The sequence below is a fragment of the Paenibacillus sp. DMB20 genome (assembly GCF_000987955.1).
GTDB lineage: Bacteria > Bacillota > Bacilli > Paenibacillales > Paenibacillaceae > Paenibacillus_AQ.
This window is the reverse complement of sequence record NZ_LAZU01000032.1, coordinates 94595-110560: the sequence shown is the minus strand read 5'-3', so window position 1 is coordinate 110560 and position 15966 is coordinate 94595. Positions and strand designations below refer to the sequence as shown.

The following is a 15966-nucleotide window of genomic DNA, read 5'->3' as shown; positions in this document are numbered from 1 at the left end:
CAGGGCTGCCCGCGCGTTTTGCAATCCTGTCGCGGTTTACTTGGTTCGGACCAGCTTGTTCAAATCTTTAATCATCGATTTATATTCGTCGCTCGCCGCCATCTTCTTTACGTATTCATCCCATTCCTTCAGCGATGCTTTCCCCATGATGACTTTCACTTTCATCTCGTTCAGTTTGTTTATGGACTCGGCATGCAGTCCCCGACTCCACAATGAACTGGCTTCCGGCAGGGTTTGGCCTTTGTAGGAGGTTTTGTGCCAACGTTGGGCCGCTTGCTCGTATAAAACGCGTGTTTCGGGGGCGAGTGCTTCCAGGCGGGGATTGGATGTCAGCAGATTTTTGCGCCCGAAAAGATTTTCGATGGCGGACCGGTCCGCCGCATCCAATCCGTCCACGTTATTCCATGCTCCCGTTTCAGTCATCTCCATCCCGCGATTCAGCCATTCAAGTGCTTTTGCAGGCTCCGCTTTCGACATGCTGGATACGATGTATACACCGCCTCCGGCAGAATTCCAAGGAGCGATCTCCGTGGCACCGGCACCGGCCCGGAGTCCGGATACCGGCGTCCAATGTCCCATGTTGTCCAGGGTCATCTTCGCGGCATCATCGAATTTCAGCACGGCAAGGCCGGTCTTCCCTTTCTTGACCGCATCCACCGCCGTTTCCCGGTCCACGGTTGCAAAATCTTTGTTGAGAAGTCCGGCGGCATTCGCCCGGCCCAACCATTCCAATGCTTGCCGCTGGCCTTTTCCAAGCGCATGATCCACGACGGTGCCTGATTCCGAGATGCCAAACCGTTCCGGAAACCCTGTATACGCATGTTCCACCCAGCTGAGGGAGCCCAGATTATTGGCGTTCACGTATCCGTACATGCCGATGGTATTGTTCTTGCCGTCCCCATCGGGATCCTTGTTCACGAATTGCCGCAGCACATCAAACATTTCGTCCATGGTTTCCGGCTTCTTGCTTCCCAGCTTGTCCATCCAGTCTTGTCTTAGGGCAGGGAAGGGGGCGTCGTTAAGGTCCGACGGTCTGGGGATGGCATACGTTTTACCGCTGATTTTACGGACGGGCAAGTCAGGATCATTCGCAAGTTTTTTCAAGGTTGGAGCGGATTCAAGGCTCTTGCTTAGATCCAGAGCTATGGACTGCAGCAGATCATCCTGAAATTCATGGGCGTCGGGCAGCAGCATTAACGTATCCATATCCCCCGCCGCGATTTTGATTTTGGTTTTGTCGGAGAAATTTTGGGGAACGACCAGATCAATTTGCACATCGGTATTCCAGTCGGCTTTTATATATTGGATAAGTCCGGAGGGCTGCTCCGTAATTCCATTTTCCGCCCGTGTCCCGACACGCAAATGAAACCGGGCATCGGGATCTCGAACCGTAACAAAAGACCCCGATGCATTCCAGGTTACGACGAATCCGCAGCTCTCGGCGGTCCAACGAAGCGGTATCCAAAGCTGGCCCTGGAGGACAAAAGGCGCTGATGGAAGAGCATGAACCGTACGGTCGCCCAATACGGCCTCGGCTCTCTTGTCCGAAAAGGCCAGAGATGCCTTTCCGGTATGCTCGGCGGTCAGTTTTTTTCGCTTTCGAGTCCCATGTAACATGATACCCTAAACTTTTTAACAAGGGTTCGGCCTGGACCATCACCGTTCCCTTTCGGTTAACGGGCTGGCTGCCCAAATAAACATTAAGGTTGTCAAAAGAGACGGATACAGGCGAGCCGAATTCCGTTGCCTCGGCTCGGTTATCCCATGGCGATGGAGGGAGATCGGCAGATGCATTTCCGGCCAAATTTCCTGACAGTGCGGCAGCGAGCGCCAGAACCGGTAACATTTTTTTCGGTCGGGAAGGCATTTTCAATCCATTTTGTTTCATAGTTTCTCCTTTGCATTTTATTTTTTTTATATACATTCTCGCATTGAATGGAAATGTCCCCCATAAATCACAAGAAAATTTTAAATATCTAGGGTACAAGGCCAAGAAGAATTTTTGGCCGGTGGCTAAAAATACGCACAAAAACGAAAAAAAACTCCATGCCGACGTGCGGCAGGGAGTTGGTCAACGAGGCCTCCGATATGGATTTTGCGTTGGATTACCGTCGGTCAGTAAGGTTTTTGAGCATATTGAAAGGATGGGCTGAGGGACTCGTCTTTGTACGTTTTATGAAAAATATGCGTCGTCGCCGGAGAGACCGGGGGAATGAGCCATGTCCAGTCTCCCGTCACTTCCCGGCCGGCCTTGGCCTCCCGGTCCTCAAAAGAACGGAACTGGATGGCAGCCGTATGGTGGTCGACGATGCTGACCCCGGCCTTTTTTATAGGAATGCAAAACTGCCCGGTTCAGTTCAACCAATGCGCGGTCGCGCCATAAGGTCGATTCGCTGCTTGTATCCAGGCCCATCAGCTCTGCGATCAGGGGGAGCTTGTTGTACCTGAATGTATCCGCCAGATTCCGCGCCCCGATTTCCGTGCCCATGTACCATCCGTTAAACGGCGCGGCGGGATAGGTAATGCCGCCGATTTCAAGGGTCATATCCGAAATGATAGGCACCGCGTACCAGCGAAGGTCCAGCGAAGCAAAATCGGGGATATCCGGGTGTTCCAGATGGACCTCCAGTACCGTCCGTTCCGGAATGGAAAACCACTCGGGCTCGAGGTCGCCCCATTGGATCACGAGCGGCAGAATGTCATAATCGGTGCCGTTGCCGGTCCATCCCAGTCGCCGGCACACGCTTGTAAAGGATAGGGAGGCGGGATCTCCGACGATCCCCTCCCCGGTTTCGTAACCGGCATAGCGGACAAGCTGATGGTTCCAGATCCTGAGCGTTTCCGATCCGGGCGTTTGCGGCTTGAATACCGTAATCGAGGGGATGATTTTACCGCCGTTGGTTGCGTTTTCGATATGCCGGATCAGCAGGGATGCCGCCTCCGCAGGGGATTCCGTTTCCCTCGCATCGGTTATCCGCAGCTTGTCCCAGAACAGCCTGCCGATGCAGCGGTTACTGTTGCGCCAAGCCATTTTGGCACCATGCTCCAGCTCTTCAAACGTATGTACATAAGTTCCTGTCCGTTCGATCTCGGACGCGATGCCGTTCAGCCTGTCGCGGGCCTCCTCCGGCGCCTTATTCAGCTCCATATAACATTGAATGATGAAGGATGCGGCTGCTTCATGCAATTCCGTTTTGCCAAGCATGCTATCTAGTCACCCGACTTTCTATGATTGCGTTATAACTCTTCTAGTATACGATACTTAAGTCTGCCGTTAGGCGCCCGTTCTTTTCCATTTTGTGGACAATCCTGCGGCCTGCAAGGCTTTCGGCCTTCCTGCAAAGTTGAAGTAGCGGCGGAATTGGGGTAAGATTTAGGTACGTTTCATAAGGAAGCTACATATGGTAACACAGCAAAAGATTTGAATAATGACAAGAAGGAAGCGGTGTGTTCGTGCAGCAAGCTATTGCAATACTAGACTCGGGTGTAGGCGGGTTGACTGTCGCCAAAGAAGTCATGAGGCAGCTCCCGAGAGAGAAAATCATTTACTTCGGAGATACTGCCCGAGCACCCTACGGACCACGTACCCCGGAAGAAGTCCGTTTATTTACGGAACAAATCGTAGATTATTTACTTCAGTACGACCCGAAAATGATCGTTATTGCCTGCAATACGGCTACGGCGGCGGCAATCGATTATATTACGGCAAAGGTATCCGTCCCGGTGATCGGCGTGATTCATCCGGGAGCTCGCGCTGCGATCAGCGCAACCAAAACCGGCCATGTCGGCGTAATCGGCACGGTGGGAACGATCGGCAGCGGAGCCTATACGACGGCGCTTAAACAGCTTTCGCCGTTTGTGGAAGTCGAAAGCCAGGCTTGCCCGGCGCTGGTTCCGCTGGTGGAGCACGGTCTGTACCGCTCGTCGGAGTCGCTGGAAGTCGTGAGGGAATCGTTGTCCGGGATGAACGCAAGCAAGATAGATTGCTTGATTCTCGGATGTACCCATTACCCGTTCCTGAAGGATACGATTCAGCAGGTTATGGGCTCCGGCGTAAAGCTCATCAGCTCCGCCAATGAAACGGCGCGGGAGGTCAGCACGATCCTGTACGACAAAGGGCAGCTGGCCAGCGGAGAGGAAATGCCGATCCATCAATTTTTTCTGTACGGGCGATTCGGCCATGTTTCAAAGGATAGCCACGGAATGGCTGGGGGAACAGATCAGGCGAACGCCGGTCGCATGGCAGGTAACCAAGCTCTGATTTTTCTTAATACAACCCGATCGATATGGGAACACCAGCAAGCCGGATTCTATGATCCGGCTTCTTTGACGTTTAAATAAGCTTTGCCCGTGCACATTTCGTACAGGCAATCCCACATATACATCCAATGGACGGCAAAAAGCCGGGCGGCTTTCGCCGCCGGAAAGGATTGACGCCATGCGCCAGTATATAGTGCAAAAAGGGGATACCCTGCTTCGGATTGCGGCAAGGCATGGCCTTGCCTGCGAACAATTGATTACCGCGAACCCCTGGGCCGGACAGCAGGCTTATCTTCAGCCCGGGCAAATCGTGTATCTGCCGGCATCCCTTCGCCGCAGATACGTAATCCGCGATGGAGACAGTCCGGAAAGCGTCGCCCGTGCGTTCCGCTTGAATCCGGCCGCCCTGGAGGAGATGAATCCGGGATTGTCCGTTTACCGTTTTCCGGTGGGAAAAACGATTGTGCTGCCCCCATCGGAGCCGAAATACAGAATCCAGCTTGAGGGAGAGTACGGTCCAAGGAAGCTGGCGGAAGACCTCGATAAGTTGGCAACCGAATTTCCTTTCGTGGAATGCAGCCTGATTGGCACAAGCGTCATGGGAAAACCGCTGCACGCCGTCAAAATCGGCATCGGGCCAAGACAGCTTCACGTAAATGCGGCACTCCATGCGAATGAATGGATCACGACTCCCTGCCTGCTTCGTTTTTTGGAAATTTACGCAGCCGCCTTGGCCGATGGTACCTTTATCAACGGCCATGATCCCAGGCAGTGGCATCAGCAGTACACGCTTTGGCTCATTCCGATGGCAAACCCGGACGGGGTAGAGCTTGTTCAGGAAGGAGTCAGCCCGGATCATCCTTGGTTCGACCGGCTAACCGCATGGAATGGAGGAAGAGATGACTTCCGAAAGTGGAAGGCGAACATGAACGGCGTGGATCTGGGTGACCAATTTCCCGCCCATTGGGATGAAGAAGTCCAGCGACGGGGGAAAACGGGACCTTCTCCACAGGATTATCCCGGAAGAGCCCCTCTCAGCGAGCCGGAGGCTCAGGCCTTGGCGAGGCACACGGTGGAGATTTCGCCGGAGCGGGTCATTTCGCTGCACAGCCAGGGTCAGGAAATTTACTGGAATTACAGGGAGTATGAACCGGACCAAAGCGAGAACTGGGCGGTTAGTCTCGGCCAGGCTGCAGGATACCGGCCGATTAAACTGCAGGGAAGCGATGCGGGTTACAAAGACTGGTTTATCCAGCATTTTCGAAGGCCCGGTTTTACGGTTGAGATCGGCCGCGGCATCAATCCGCTGCCGCTTGAGGACTTCGAGGATTTAGCCGTGGAAGTCGGAAGCGTTCTGACGGCATTCATGTCGTTGGATTGAACTTGAAATGAAACTTTTTTAATGAAAATGAGTATGCTATACCAGGGAGGCAGCCGTATTTTTCGGAAAAGACATCCGGCGGCTGTCTCTTCTTTCATAACGCACGTAATAGGGTAGTAATATTTATATATTGCAGGATGGAGGAAACGCTATGAAATGGAGAAGATTGCTGTCCCTTCGGCGTTGGTCCCACGTCTTCAAGCGAATATTCGGTTATTTGGTTTCGCCTGACGTCGCTATGGGGGACAAGCTGCTGTTCGTGATTCCTGCGGTGCTGTACTGGGTACTGCCCGACGTCATTCCGTTTATGCCGATTGATGATATTGGCGTGACCATGCTCTTGATGAACTGGTTCGTTGGCCGGATCGACAGCAAATATCCGCAGTTGAACAAGGAAGGCGAAAATCAGGCCCGACATGTACGCTGATGTGATAGGGAGCCTTGCGAAATTGACCGGCGAGGTCTACAATAAATGATTGAGCGACTGAATCCTGAGGAGATGAACATAGATGAAGTGCAAAATTACCCGCAATGCGGCTAAAGTGATAAAAAGAGAACTTGATAAAGAGGAAAACCAGGGCAAGAAACTTCGCGTCGTCATAACGCACGCCCACGGCGATCATGCCCACTACGGACTGGACTTGGACACGCCCGGGGAGAACGACGAGATCGTGTCCACGGATAAAGATATCGACGTGATTCTGGAATCCGGCCAGGAACTGCTGGACGGCGTCAAAATCGATTACCTGTATCTTCCGCAAGAGGGTTTTGTGATTACGAATCCATCCAAGGGAAATCACGGCGACCACTAGGTCGTTTTTTATGGAGAGGGAAAAGCAGCATGGCAAATGATATACGAGTATGCGAAAAATGCAAAGGAACTTCCTTAAAGACCATTATACCTAAATTGAAAAAGCTTGCTCCGGACGCTGACATCAAGGTTGGCTGCAAATCTTACTGCGGTCCGTGCAAAAAGCGTGCATTCGTTTATGTAAACGGCCGTTATATCAGCGCTCCGACGGAGGACGAGGTGTTGGCCAAAGCGAAACCGTTTATCAAGCAGCCCAATTGATCCCGTCCTCATTTCCCTTCTTCTCTGCATAGTTCCGGGGGAACCCATCCATGCTAATGGATGCAACAGGAACCTGATAAGAGAAGGGAGCAACCGAAATGAACAGTCACGAATCCAGCCTTCAGTCGAACAATCCTGCGAACAGCGCCCTCGATTCCATCGAAAAGCTGCACCGTTCCGTTTCGTCGGCGTTATCCCATCCGACGGAGCAGCTGATCCGGCAGGCCCATAACTCTTTGGCCCATACGGAGCAGGCTGTATCCCAGGCAGCGGGAAATGCCGACAAGAGCGCAGTGGAACTGGCCGAGGAATTGCTCGACGAAGAGAAGGAACGTCTGTCCAAGCTTCATTCGAATAAAAGGTAGTTGCACGATCCTGTTCGGCCCGTCAAGAGAAATCCTCTTGACGGGTTTTTCTTAACGCTAAAAATGCGTACAAACCGGAATGTACGCATTTTTTAGGGGGAAACACCGTTATTTATTTGCATGATCGGTACGATTGAAACTTTTTATCAGATCGTACGTGATGATTTGGTCCGAGAAACGGAACATCGTTTGGCTTTCTTCATAGCCTTGCCGGCAAGCGTTAACGCCGACGGGCTCCCGTGTCGAAAGGCTGTAGCAGGTACCGCTCTCAAATCTGCCGGTCTCGGACGGGATATAGAATGAGCGGTTGTCCGAAAAAGCGCCGCTACGCAGCGGAACAAGGCGATCCTTGTTTACGGTCAGGCTCTGGCCCATCAGATCATATGATTCGGAAGGGATGCCTAACAAATGGTAAATCGTAGGGGCCGTGTCCATCATTCCGGACGGATTGGAATCGATTCCGGCAAGAGCTCCGTCCGGCAGATGAATGAGCAATGGAACTTGGTTCATGATCTGCTCCATATCGAGTGCGGTGACGGGACGGCCAAGAAATTGCTCGTAATAAGCCGCCTCCTTGATGGAGTTGTCATGGTCCCCGTAAATGACCAGAATCGAATTGTCCCAGAGTCCCTGAGCTTTCATCTGCCCGACGAACTGCCCCAGGGCCTTGTCAACGTAATGGACGGATTGCAGATAATCGCCGAACATGGTGTCCCGGAATGATCCCGTGTCGAGCTGCTGCTCCCGCTTGGGCATGACGTAAGGATGGTGGCTGCTCAGCGTGATCAGGAACGAATAAAAAAGGCTGCGGAATATCCTTCATTTTGTCCAAGGACTGCTTGAAAAACGAAGCGTCGCTGATCGACCAGCCGATCATTTCGTCCTGTTCATAATCGTTTTTGCTGTAAAAACGGTCATAGTTCATTTCACGGTAGACGACATGCCGGTTCCAAAAGCTGCTCTCGTAGGAATGAAACACGTTGGCGGCATAACCATGCTCTTTCAAAACCGCCGGAAGCGTATCGTACTCATGGGTCGGATACCTCGTGAAAACCGAACCGGCAGGCAGCGGAAGAAGGGAGCTTTGCGTCACGAAATCCGCGTCGGATGTACGGCCCAGAGCCGTCTGATGGTAAAAATTGCTGAAATACATACTTTCTTTCATCAGCCGGTTGAAATTCGGCGTGATTTCCTGTCCGTTTACGCTCTTGTCGACCACGAAATTCATAAAGGCCTCAACCTGAATGACGATGATGTTGCTGCCCTTGTATTTTCCGAACATCTCGTCCCTGACCGTGCGTTTCGAACGCTTCTCGTCCAGCCAGGCTTTGGTCTTATCGATTTCTTCCGGGGCTAACGCGGTCCGCATTCCCAGATGATCGCGGGCATAACGGTAAACGTCATATCCGTGGAAACCGATAAGCCCGGTCACATTGTAAAGCGACAGGTTCCACCAGTTGCCTGCAAACAATCCGACAGCCCAGGTATTGGAGGCGATTTTGATGGGGGCAAAGGTAAGCAGACACCCCAGCACAAATGCGGCAAAACCCGTGATGAACCGTTTTAAGGCGGAATTCCGCTTTGGACGCGAATGCGTGACGACTTCAGGATAGGCAAGGCTTCGGCGGCGCTTGCGGATGACTTTTGAGGCTGTCCAAGGAACCACGGCAAGCCAATCGATGAAAAAGAAAAGATCCTGCCAACGAATCAGGGAGCGTATGCTCTCGCCAAGCGAACCGACCTGCCCTGTCTGCAGGAGAACCGGAACCGTAATGAAATCCTCAAAGTACCTGTAAAACACAAGATCGGAATAAATAAGTCCGGTCAACAATAAATTAAGCAGCGTTAACGCGGCAAGCCTGCCTCTTGGCGGCAGCCATAACGTCCAGAAGGACAGCAGCAAAAGCGAGCCGACCGCTATGACATAGTCGACCGGACTCATATCGATGTTTCTGACCTGCAGGCCGTAATGCATGAAGGCAAGCTTGAACAGCATAAGCATGATAAATAGAACATAGGCGGCGTACCTGCCCGAATACAGGCGACCGGGACTTCTCCGGGTACCCGCCTGCCGTATGGTATACAACGTTTATTTCCTCCTTTTGAGAAGCTTTCTGTCAGGCGAAAAAATAGGAAAGCCGCCAGTAACGGCGGCTCAGGCAATCCGGATTAAGACTCGGCAGCCGGACGGGGGCGCGGCGGCAGCGGACCGAGGTATTGATAGTACTGGCATTCGATCCGCCCGTTGAAGAGCTTGCGGCGTTTGTCGGCTTTGCGGCCGAAATAGTGCTCGAACTGTTTGGTTGGGCTTAAGGCAAAGAACGACCAAGTTGGCAGTTGGTCGGACAGACGACCAAGCTGGCGGATCAGACGCTCGACTTCTTCCTTTTCGCTCAGCCGTTCGCCGTAAGGCGGGTTGGTAATGATGCAGCCGTATTCCCCTTCCGGCAGGGCCTTCGCGGCCGGAAGGACCCGGAAATCGATTTCTTTGGCGAGCCCGGCGCTTTTGGCTGCCGCCTTGGCCACCTCGATCGCCTTGGGATCGATATCGCTTCCGGTGAGCTGAAGCGGAATATCGTCGGTTACGGCGTCAAACGCCTCCTCCCGGGCTTCTTCCCAACGTTTGCTTCCGATGATTTCCCAATGCTCGGACGGGAAGGTACGGCGCAGCCCCGGAGCGATGTTCCAAGCCATCATGGCCGCCTCGATCAAAAGCGTCCCCGAGCCGCAGCAAGGATCATGGAGCGGACGGTGCCCGCCCCAGCGGCTCAGCTGGATGAGGGCCGACGCCATCGTCTCTTTCAGCGGCGCCTCCGTCACAAGCTTACGGTATCCCCGCTTGTGCAGCGCCGGACCGGTCGTATCGAGGGTAAGAAGCGCGCGATCCTTCAGCAGGGACACTTCAACCCGGAATAGAGGGCCGTTCTCCGGAAACCATTCGGTATGATGCGAGAGCTTTAGCTTTTCGACGATCGCTTTTTTGACGATTCCCTGGCAGGCAGGGACGCTGCTCAGCTGCGATTTATGGGAGCGGCCTTCCACCGGAAACTCCCCGTTCGCGGGAATCCATTGTTCCCATGGCAGCGCTTTGGTGCCTTCAAACAGCTCGTCGAAGGTGAGGGCGTCGAATTCGCCCACTTTGACCAAAATGCGGTCCGAGGTCCGAAGCCATAGGTTGCAGCGGCAAATGTCGATCAGGTCTCCGGCAAACGTCACCCTGCCGTTCTCGACTTCCGTATCGGTATAGCCCAGCTCTTTCAGCTCGCGGGCGACGACAGCTTCCAGTCCCATCGGGGCGGTAGCGATTAATTGGTATCGTGGCATGAACAAGTTTCAACTCCATATGCGGTGTGTACGGCGCATGAAAGCACCGCCGGTTCGATCTTTTTAGTATAGGCCATTGTACAAGTCAAGACAATTATCATATGATATCAGCATCGGAAACATTTCGGCCGATGATACGCACGCAAGGAGGATTTTCATGATGACTTCACCCGAGGATTATGTAAGCGGGCTGTATCCGGAAGACGGGGAACTGCTCGCCGTCAAGGATAAAATAAAAGAGCTCGGCATGCCGGAAGTTTCGGTGGCTCCGGCCTATGGCCGTCTGCTCACGCTGCTTGTTCAAACTGCAGGCGCTAAGGAAGTGCTGGAGATCGGCGCCCTGGGCGGTTACAGCGGCATATGCTTGTGCCGGGGATTAAGCCGGGACGGCCGTTTGACTTCCCTGGAGCTGAAGGAAGAATACGCGTCTCTAGCCGGTTCCCATTTGGAGAAAGCAGGTTTTGGCGCTCAGGTAGAGTATAGGTTGGGACCGGCTGCCGAAAGCCTGGAGCGGCTGAAACTGGAGGGGCGCCGGTTTGATTTCTTTTTCATCGATGCCGACAAGGAAAATTACCCGTTATATCTAGAGTATGCCATCCAATTGTCCAATCCGGGAGCCCTGATTGCGGGAGACAACTGCTTTCTGAGAGGCCGCACGCTGGACAGCGGGAAACAGGGACCTTCCGTGCAGGCGGTGCGCCGGTTTAACGAAACGATTGCCGGAGACGAGCGCCTGACGAGCGTGCTGCTACCCGCCTATGACGGCCTCGTTTTGGCACGGGTTAAATGAATGGGACATGCAGCTTCCATACAAAGCATATAAATCATGACAAGGCAAGCTGCCTGTAAACTTGTAAAGGGCTGTCCAAAGGGTTGATAATCCAAGGGAGCCCTTTTTCTCTTCACCCGCTGCCGTTACCAGGAACATCTTCCCGGCCAGTGCCGCTGCTCTTTCTGCCAAGCCGGTTATTCAAAGCGGCACCATGATCTGGCTGCACGGCAAGGGGGTTGACGGATGACGTGAACCACTAAAGCGCCATATCTCAACCTTTGATTGAAAGCGTTTACCGAGATGGCGTGATCAAGACAGGAGGGGATTCCACTGAGCATTCATTGGAATAAAGTTAATATTGATGAACTAACCCGCTCGGGCGTGGTCTATTTTAACTCAAAGATGGAGATGCTGGAGGATTTGCCTTGCAAAATGTACAGGCTGACCCATCTTCAAAGCTTATGGACGCATTGTCATGATTATTTTCAGATTTGGTATGTATCCAAAGGTTCTTTTACGCATAAGGTATACGATCAGTCTTACGAGATATCCCAAGGAGATATTTTTGTTGTTTCGCCATATACATTACATAGCGTAAACGTTTCTTCAGGTCAGGAGATCGAAATATACGGGTGCGAATTTATGCCTGCTTTCATTAACGAAAAGTTGGAGCATATGCCGGTGGGGCATGCCATTTTCGATATGGCTTTTGTGGAGTACTTCTTGCGCAGGGACACCAACGCCCATTTTAAAATTTCGTTGGAAAAAGGAACCGAGGTCACGGTCAGAAATGTGATGAAGGATATGCTTACCGAATACGAGGGGCGGTCCCCTTTTTTTCAATTGTCGCTGAAAGCCTACCTGCTTGTTTTACTGTCGATCTTGGTCCGGCAGGTAAATGGCAAGCTGATCAAGGCCGGATTTGAAAAATCGGAGAAATATAAGGAAATTATGACGAAAGTCGTCGACTATATCCATAACCACTATCAAGAAGACCTAAAGCTGAACACTTTATGCGGAGTATCGAATTTATCAAAGTCTACCTTCTGCATCCTGTTCAAGGAATGGACCGGGAAAACATTTAACCGCTATTTAACGGATTACCGAATCCTCCAGGCCAAGTACATGTTAAAGCAGCCCGAATTATCGGTGACGGATGTGTGCTACTCTACGGGGTTTAACGAGCTTTCTTATTTTTGCAGAATATTCAAGAAATATACGGGAATACCTCCGACCGATTTTCGGAAACAAGCGATCGATTAGCAGATCATCGCATACGATAATCCTATTTTCACGCACGATAGTGAAATGATTTGATATTCTTGGATGTTAGTATATAAGTATAAACCATTGGACGCTGGCAGCCCTGCGTTAATTAGCCGTGTCCAAATCATATGGAGGGACTTGTACATGAGCAAAACCATCGTCGCCGTCATCGGATGCGGAACCATAGCGAACAATGCGCATATTCCGGCATATCTTGCCAATCCGGAGTCCGAGATCAAATATTTCTGCGATATCCGCAAGGATCGGGCAGAGAAGGCCGTGGAACAGTATGGATGCGGGATCGCCGTGGAGGATTACCGCCGCATCCTGGAGGATCCCGAGGTTGAAGCGGTATCCATATGTACGCCAAACGATTGCCACGCCTCGATTTCCATCGACTGCTTGCGGGCGGGAAAGCATGTGCTTTGCGAAAAGCCTGCGGCCAGAACGTATGAGGAAGCGCTGGAAATGCAGCGGGTTCAGCATGAAACCGGAAAAGTTTTGAATATCGGCGTCGTGAATCGTTTTAATACGAGCGTCAACAAGATTAGGCAAATGATTGAAGGCGGTGAGCTGGGAGAACTCTATCATGTATACGTTAGTTTTCGCGCCCATCGCTCCATTCCGGGACTTGGCGGGGCCTTTACGACCAAAGCTATCGCCGGCGGCGGGGCGCTGATTGATTGGGGCGTGCATTTTCTGGATATCGTGATGTACTGCGCAGGGGACCCTGAACCGGTCACGGTGACGGGGCAGACTTACTCCAAACTGGGAAAAGACATGGAGAATTACGCCTATCTGAATATGTGGGCGGGACCGCCCGATTATGAAGGAACTTATGACGTGGACGACTTTGTGACCGCATTGATCCGAACCGCCGGACCTTCGGTTACCGTCAACGGCGCCTGGGCGCAAAATATCGGCGTGGAAGAGATGTATATCGATTTTCTGGGCGACAAAGCGGGAATACGCTTGCAATACGGCTCGGATTTTACGATTTACAGCGCAAAGCACGGGGCGCTTCTGGACAGTACGCCCAAATTCACGAAGACGGATTCCTTCCAAAACGAGATCGATGGCTTCATCGCCTGCATCAAGTCGGGCGAGAAACTGCCGTCCCACATCGATCATGTCATCCTGACAGCCAAAATGATCGACGGCATTTATCGTTCTTCCGAGCAGGGCAAAGAAATCTCATTCCTGAAGCAGGGAGTACTGTAAATGAAAAAAATAGGTTTTATCGATTACTATTTGGATGAATGGCATGCCAATAATTATCCGGAATGGATTCGGAGCGCTACCGGCGGACAAATGCAGGTGGCGTATGCTTACGGGATGAAGGATGCCGAGGGAGGATTAAGCAACGAAGAGTGGTGCAGGAAACATCAGGTCGAGCGGATGAACACGATTGAAGACGTCGTGAGAGAGAGCGATTATTTGATTATTCTGTCTCCGGACCACCCGGAACGCCATGAAGAACTTGCCCGCCTGGCGCTTGAATCGGGAAAGCCTACATACATTGACAAGACCTTTGCCCCGAGCCGGGAAGCGGCCATCCGATTGTTTGAGCTTGCCAACGCTCATGATACACCGATGTATTCGTCATCCGCCTTAAGGTTCGCAACCGAATACGCGAAGCTGGAAACGGAAGGCATACGGGTCATCTCGAGTTGGGGGCCCGGCGCCTTCGAAAATTACTCCATTCATCAGATCGAACCTATCGTTTCCATGATGGGTACAGATGCGAAACGGGTCATGTTTATCGGGACCGATGCCGCACCGGCTTTATTGATCGATTTCGGCGATGGACGCCAGGCGACGGTTCATCACCTTGGCGATCCATGTCCTTTCATGATGGCGGTCAACTATGAAAACGGCAGCTGCAAAATCCTGAAGCCGGAATCCGACTTTTTCAAACTGTTTATTCAGGATCTCGTGGCCTTTTTCGAGACGGGAAAGGTTTCTGTGCCTCATTCCCAAACCCTGGCTGTCATTACGATTATAGAGTACGGCATGATTGCGGCCAGCCGGCCGTTTCAATGGATTGAACTGCCTTAATCATTCCATTTGCTCGTGCGATTATCGCAAGAGGGGGGATTGCGAATGTCTCTCGACCGAGAGTCGGAATATAACGTGCCAATCATCGGTTTTCTTTTCAAACTGCCCCCCGCAATCGGCGTGCAGGAAGATCAGGCGTTTTACGGCAAACGGAACGCTTCGGACTTCCTTGGTCCCACCATTCAGTTTGATCCCGGTTTCTTATACTATCAAGACCGTTCGGCAGACAGCATCGCCGATGAATTTCTGCAGAATGGATACAGGACGGTACGGTACTTTGTCGTGAACGAGAATAACGTGAACCGTGCGCTTGTCGATGCCCTTAAAAAGCGGGGGCTGACCGTATGGGCGCTTGTCTTGGGCAATGGTTCCTATTCTGTCGAAGGTTTTCCTCCGGAGTGGCCGAGTTGGCAGATGGAGCTATTAACACCGGTGAACGACGGGTATTATCGCTTCTCCCCGCATAGTGCGGGTTATGCGGAATGGAAGAAAAAGAAGCTTGCCCATATGGTGAAGAATTACCATTTTGACGGCATCGAAGTCGCTGAGCCTTACTTTCCCGAATGGGACGGAATAAATTCAGGGATATACGGTGATGTCGGTCCTCTTGCCCAAGCAGCATTTCAGGAGCATTACGGACACACTTCCATTCCGAATTTCACGGATCCGGCCCATCCCGATTATTATCTGACCAACCGGGCGCTTTACGGGGACTGGATTGAGTTTCGGGTGGATACGGTTAACGGTTTCCTGAATGAACTCATGAACGGAGAAGGCGGGGTTCGGGAGGCGAGAAAGGATATTCTGGTGGCAACCTGGTCGCTGGCCATTGATGCAGGCCCGGAGTCGGTTGAGAAGCTGCGGGAGATCCAGGGGTTGGATGCCGCCGAAATGATCTCGGCCGTGCGTCCTGACCTTCATTTCCTGCAAACCCATTGGCCGGATTGGGTGAAGCCGCAAAAGTCATTGCCCCCGACGTACATACAACGGTATCAAAACTTCGTGGACCAAATTCGTGCGGTGCATCCGGACATCCCGTTGGGCGTTCAGGCGGATATCGGTTCCAGGCCAGAAATGGTGAAGGACCGGGCGTGGTTGACCTTGTTCGCCCGAACGGCATTGGAAATGGGCTTCGGAACATGGACCGCTTATGAATATCATCTAGGGAAATATATGTACGAGGAGGCCCCCAAGCCGGTCTCGATCAGACGCCCCGGGCCGGAGACGGTGATGGTTTCGTTCCAAAAGAGGGTGGAGCCTCCTCCGTCATGCAGCCCGGGAGTTTGGCTGTGCTCACGGAAACGGGGGAGGTCCCCATCGGTTCAGACCATATATCCGTGGACGGAAATATGGTTATCATCCGGTCGGGTCAGCTGCCGAATCAGGAGTTTCGCTTGCGGATCCGGCATGTGGCCGACAGTCCATCCTATTGGCTTTACAATAAAGAACAGCCTGCCAATAGGATGAC

The 15966-nt window shown here is 52.3% G+C and carries 14 protein-coding genes and 2 pseudogenes; 11 read left to right on the top strand and 5 right to left on the bottom strand.

Annotated features, from left to right (window positions below):
* Positions 1 to 36: 36 nt before the first annotated feature.
* A complete protein-coding gene (locus XI25_RS16340) occupies positions 37 to 1617 on the bottom strand; it encodes a stalk domain-containing protein (RefSeq protein WP_046679503.1) in 1581 nt (526 codons plus the stop codon).
* Positions 1618 to 2115: 498 nt separating this feature from the next.
* Positions 2116 to 3205: pseudogene (locus XI25_RS16335) on the bottom strand (nitric oxide synthase oxygenase).
* Positions 3206 to 3453: 248 nt separating this feature from the next.
* Here XI25_RS16335 and racE point away from each other — a divergent pair.
* The 6 genes and pseudogenes from racE (at position 3454) to XI25_RS16305 (ending at position 7078) form a co-directional block, all read left to right on the top strand.
* A pseudogene (gene racE, locus XI25_RS16330) lies at positions 3454 to 4261 on the top strand (glutamate racemase).
* 177 nt (positions 4262 to 4438) lie between these two features.
* Positions 4439 to 5641 (top strand): M14 family metallopeptidase, encoded by a 1203-nt coding sequence (locus XI25_RS16325; protein ID WP_046679502.1) that lies wholly within the window; start codon positions 4439 to 4441, stop codon positions 5639 to 5641.
* Positions 5642 to 5792: 151 nt separating this feature from the next.
* The gene (locus tag XI25_RS16320; RefSeq protein ID WP_046679501.1) at positions 5793 to 6068 is read left to right on the top strand and encodes a hypothetical protein; all 276 of its coding nucleotides are present in this window, start codon (positions 5793 to 5795) and stop codon (positions 6066 to 6068) included.
* Between the two features lie 82 nt (positions 6069 to 6150).
* Positions 6151 to 6453, top strand: coding sequence for a heme biosynthesis protein HemY (locus XI25_RS16315; protein ID WP_046679500.1), 303 nt, complete (start codon positions 6151 to 6153; stop codon positions 6451 to 6453).
* A gap of 29 nt (positions 6454 to 6482) precedes the next feature.
* The gene (locus tag XI25_RS16310; RefSeq protein ID WP_046679499.1) at positions 6483 to 6713 is read left to right on the top strand and encodes a DUF1450 domain-containing protein; all 231 of its coding nucleotides are present in this window, start codon (positions 6483 to 6485) and stop codon (positions 6711 to 6713) included.
* A 98-nt stretch (positions 6714 to 6811) separates the two neighbouring features.
* Complete coding sequence (locus tag XI25_RS16305; protein WP_046679498.1) at positions 6812 to 7078, top strand: hypothetical protein; 267 nt, start codon at positions 6812 to 6814, stop codon at positions 7076 to 7078.
* 108 nt (positions 7079 to 7186) lie between these two features.
* On the opposite strand, the gene XI25_RS35835 is transcribed toward XI25_RS16305, so the two are convergent.
* The 3 genes from XI25_RS35835 to XI25_RS16295 form a co-directional block, all read right to left on the bottom strand.
* Positions 7187 to 7834 carry an LTA synthase family protein gene (locus XI25_RS35835; RefSeq protein ID WP_268794526.1) on the bottom strand — a complete coding sequence of 216 codons (648 nt, stop codon included), beginning with the start codon at positions 7832 to 7834 and terminating at the stop codon, positions 7187 to 7189.
* Positions 7749 to 9164 carry an LTA synthase family protein gene (locus XI25_RS35830; RefSeq protein ID WP_268794525.1) on the bottom strand — a complete coding sequence of 472 codons (1416 nt, stop codon included), beginning with the start codon at positions 9162 to 9164 and terminating at the stop codon, positions 7749 to 7751. The genes XI25_RS35835 and XI25_RS35830 overlap by 86 nt, the downstream gene beginning before the upstream one ends.
* A gap of 83 nt (positions 9165 to 9247) precedes the next feature.
* Complete coding sequence (locus tag XI25_RS16295; protein WP_046679551.1) at positions 9248 to 10402, bottom strand: THUMP domain-containing class I SAM-dependent RNA methyltransferase; 1155 nt, start codon at positions 10400 to 10402, stop codon at positions 9248 to 9250.
* Positions 10403 to 10559: 157 nt separating this feature from the next.
* On the opposite strand from XI25_RS16295, the gene XI25_RS16290 reads away from it, so the two are divergent.
* From XI25_RS16290 to XI25_RS16270, 5 genes are all read left to right on the top strand, one after another.
* Positions 10560 to 11192, top strand: coding sequence for an O-methyltransferase (locus XI25_RS16290; RefSeq protein ID WP_046679497.1), 633 nt, complete (start codon positions 10560 to 10562; stop codon positions 11190 to 11192).
* Between the two features lie 414 nt (positions 11193 to 11606).
* On the top strand, positions 11607 to 12437 hold the full coding sequence (locus tag XI25_RS16285) for an AraC family transcriptional regulator (protein ID WP_235439924.1): 831 nt from the start codon (positions 11607 to 11609) through the stop codon (positions 12435 to 12437).
* Between the two features lie 147 nt (positions 12438 to 12584).
* Positions 12585 to 13661, top strand: coding sequence for a Gfo/Idh/MocA family protein (locus XI25_RS16280; RefSeq protein WP_046679495.1), 1077 nt, complete (start codon positions 12585 to 12587; stop codon positions 13659 to 13661).
* The gene (locus tag XI25_RS16275) at positions 13662 to 14498 is read left to right on the top strand and encodes a Gfo/Idh/MocA family oxidoreductase (RefSeq protein ID WP_046679494.1); all 837 of its coding nucleotides are present in this window, start codon (positions 13662 to 13664) and stop codon (positions 14496 to 14498) included.
* A 45-nt stretch (positions 14499 to 14543) separates the two neighbouring features.
* Positions 14544 to 15965, top strand: coding sequence for an N-acyl-D-glucosamine 2-epimerase (locus tag XI25_RS16270; protein WP_235439923.1), 1422 nt, complete (start codon positions 14544 to 14546; stop codon positions 15963 to 15965).
* The last annotated feature ends 1 nt before the right edge of the window (position 15966 follow it).

Bases quoted from the DNA above. Each gene is read 5' to 3' on its own strand.
- XI25_RS16340 (WP_046679503.1), bottom strand. From the start codon at position 1,617: ATGTTACATGGGACTCGAAAGCGAAAAAAACTGACCGCCGAGCATACC.
- XI25_RS16325 (WP_046679502.1), top strand. From the start codon at position 4,439: ATGCGCCAGTATATAGTGCAAAAAGGGGATACCCTGCTTCGGATTGCG.
- XI25_RS16320 (WP_046679501.1), top strand. From the start codon at position 5,793: ATGAAATGGAGAAGATTGCTGTCCCTTCGGCGTTGGTCCCACGTCTTC.
- XI25_RS16315 (WP_046679500.1), top strand. From the start codon at position 6,151: ATGAAGTGCAAAATTACCCGCAATGCGGCTAAAGTGATAAAAAGAGAA.
- XI25_RS16310 (WP_046679499.1), top strand. From the start codon at position 6,483: ATGGCAAATGATATACGAGTATGCGAAAAATGCAAAGGAACTTCCTTA.
- XI25_RS16305 (WP_046679498.1), top strand. From the start codon at position 6,812: ATGAACAGTCACGAATCCAGCCTTCAGTCGAACAATCCTGCGAACAGC.
- XI25_RS35835 (WP_268794526.1), bottom strand. From the start codon at position 7,834: ATGCCCAAGCGGGAGCAGCAGCTCGACACGGGATCATTCCGGGACACC.
- XI25_RS16295 (WP_046679551.1), bottom strand. From the start codon at position 10,402: ATGCCACGATACCAATTAATCGCTACCGCCCCGATGGGACTGGAAGCT.
- XI25_RS16290 (WP_046679497.1), top strand. From the start codon at position 10,560: ATGATGACTTCACCCGAGGATTATGTAAGCGGGCTGTATCCGGAAGAC.
- XI25_RS16285 (WP_235439924.1), top strand. From the start codon at position 11,607: ATGTACAGGCTGACCCATCTTCAAAGCTTATGGACGCATTGTCATGAT.
- XI25_RS16280 (WP_046679495.1), top strand. From the start codon at position 12,585: ATGAGCAAAACCATCGTCGCCGTCATCGGATGCGGAACCATAGCGAAC.
- XI25_RS16275 (WP_046679494.1), top strand. From the start codon at position 13,662: ATGAAAAAAATAGGTTTTATCGATTACTATTTGGATGAATGGCATGCC.
- XI25_RS16270 (WP_235439923.1), top strand. From the start codon at position 14,544: ATGTCTCTCGACCGAGAGTCGGAATATAACGTGCCAATCATCGGTTTT.